Raw genomic sequence first — 246 nt, 5'->3', positions numbered from 1 at the left:
ATTTTTGAACTACCCCCACTTAACACTCTAACGAGCTGTTTGAAGTGGGGGATTCCTACGAACACCAAGGTATCCCTCAGTTTTATGAGTAGGCGATCCCCGTAGTCCCTACGGTTAGGAGCCTTACGGCCTCTTTTCTCAGATTTTCCGCTGCGTTCACATCTCTATCATGATACATACCACAAGAAGGACACTTCCATTCACGCAGGTTCAGGCTTTTCACGTCTTTGTTTTTGTAGTCGCAAT

Annotated in this window: 1 protein-coding gene; it reads right to left on the bottom strand. The window is 45.9% G+C overall.

Going from position 1 to position 246, the window contains the following annotated elements; all coding sequences use genetic code 11:
• Positions 1 to 82: 82 nt before the first annotated feature.
• Positions 83 to 246, bottom strand: a 164-nt coding sequence (locus BAU28_RS28775; RefSeq protein ID WP_165615209.1) for a zinc ribbon domain-containing protein, incomplete at its 5' end; no start/stop codon positions are given.

It is taken from the genome of Bacillus paramycoides (genome assembly GCF_001884235.1).
GTDB lineage: Bacteria > Bacillota > Bacilli > Bacillales > Bacillaceae_G > Bacillus_A > Bacillus_A paramycoides.
The sequence above is the reverse complement of the archived record's forward strand: the minus strand, read 5'-3'. Positions and strand labels throughout refer to the sequence as shown.